Source organism: Pseudomonas sp. DCB_AW, assembly GCF_026240895.1.
Taxonomy (GTDB): domain Bacteria; phylum Pseudomonadota; class Gammaproteobacteria; order Pseudomonadales; family Pseudomonadaceae; genus Aquipseudomonas; species Aquipseudomonas kermanshahensis.
Window position 1 is genome coordinate 1 of sequence record NZ_JAPFCE010000146.1, and the last position, 1,969, is coordinate 1,969.

Sequence of the window (1,969 nt, forward strand, 5' to 3'; positions counted from 1 at the left end):
TGCGAAGAGGCCGGTGAAAACACAGTAAATCTTTGCTGTGTTCACCGGCCTCTTCGCAGCACAAGGCTGCTCCTACAGTGCATGAAGCCAAGCCCTGACCATGCAGCAAGCGTTGCAGGGCGATGCACACCCAAATGAAAAACGATAGCTTCAGACGGCCCGATGGCGCGTTTGGACATGCCAATCGCGACATCTGGCGGGAATGGAAAAGCGTTGTCGTGATCGCACACCTGCGGGACGTTCTCGTGTAATTTTCCTACGCCTTACGGGGCTTAAATGGACCTCGAATTCTGCTGGTGCGTTGCTCTGAATGCGTGCAAAAGGCCAACAACAGCGCGTGAGTGATGTGTCATTCCGATGGACTCTCTAGGAGATAATGTTCGCCTACGCCTGCCCCCGTCCTTCCTTGTGTCAGCAAAAAGAGAACAAGATCAATGAACACCGTGGGATCTGATGGCAACCTTGCACAAGGTTTCAAGCCGCGTCATGTAACGATGCTGTCCATCGCGGGCATTATCGGTGCAGGACTATTCGTAGGCTCCGGGCACGCGATTGCCGCGGCCGGGCCAGCCACCCTAATTTCTTACTTCGTGGCCGGCACCCTGGTGGTGCTGGTCATGCGCATGCTCGGCGAAATGGCCGTCGCGCACCCTGATACCGGGTCCTTCTCCACCTACGCCGACCAGGCCATTGGCCGCTGGGCTGGCTACACCATTGGCTGGTTGTACTGGTGGTTCTGGGTGTTGGTCATCCCCATCGAGGCACTGGCGGCGGGGCATGTACTGAACGCCTGGTTCCCGCAGGTGGACAGCTGGATCTTCGCACTGGCCTCGGTGCTGCTGTTGGCGGGTACCAACCTGTTCAGCGTGGCCAAGTACGGTGAGTTCGAGTTCTGGTTCGCGATTCTCAAGGTCACCGCCATCCTCGGCTTCATCGGCCTGGGCTTCGCGGCCTTGATGGGTTGGCTGCCAAACCGTGAAGTCAGCGGTTTGAGCACGTTGGTCGCCGAGCACGGCGGTTTCGCGCCCAAGGGCTGGTCTGCCGTCATCGGTGCCTTCATCACCGTGATGTTCAGCTTCATCGGTACCGAGGCCGTGACCATCGCCGCCTCCGAGTCCAGCGACCCGTCCCGCAACATCGCCAAGGCCACCCGCTCGGTGATCTGGCGGATCAGCACCTTCTACATCCTGTCGATCTTCGTGATCATCTCGGTGGTGCCGTGGAACGATCCGCAATTGGCGGTGGTAGGCTCTTACCAGCGCGCGCTGGAGATCATGAACATCCCCAACGCAGCCTTCATGGTCGACCTGGTGGTGCTGGTGGCCGTGACCAGCTGCATGAACTCGTCGATCTACATTGCCTCGCGGATGATGTATTCGCTGGCCAAGCGCGGTGACGCGCCGGCCTTCCTCAACAAGACCTCCAAGGTCGGCGTGCCGCGCTCGGCGGTATTTGGCAGCACCCTGATTGGCGCGGCGATCGCCATCCTCAACTACTTCGCACCCAAAGGCGTGTTCGAGTTCCTGTTGGCCAGCTCGGGCGCCATCGCCCTGCTGGTGTACATGGTCATCGCCATCTCCCAGCTGCGCATGCGCCGCCGCCTGGAGCGCGAGAACGCCGAACTGAAGTTCCGCATGTGGCTGTTCCCATGGCTGACCTGGGCGGTGATCATCTTCATCGCCGCGGCGCTGGCGGTGATGATGTATACGCCTGAGCACCGGGTGGAAGTGAGCTCGACACTGGGCCTGGCGATCGTGATTTCCTTCCTGGGGATAGTCACATCGCGCGGGCATACGCAGGCAGTGGCGGCGCGGTCGGTGAGGGGATCGGCTTAATCGTCCACGCCAAAAGTCTCACCCCTGTTCACTTAAGAATGCCGGGGCCGCTCTGCGGCCCATCGCGGCACAAGGCCGCTCCCACACCGACCGCGTTATGCCCTATTTACAGGGCATGCGCGAACATTGTGGGA

At 60.3% G+C, this 1,969-nt stretch carries 1 protein-coding gene; it reads left to right on the forward strand.

Features of this window, described 5'->3' with window-relative positions; translation table 11 throughout:
• Positions 1–434 precede the first annotated feature (434 nt).
• On the forward strand, positions 435–1,835 hold the full coding sequence (gene gabP / locus OO306_RS27970) for a GABA permease (protein ID WP_027595068.1): 1,401 nt from the start codon (positions 435–437) through the stop codon (positions 1,833–1,835).
• Positions 1,836–1,969: the final 134 nt, after the last annotated feature.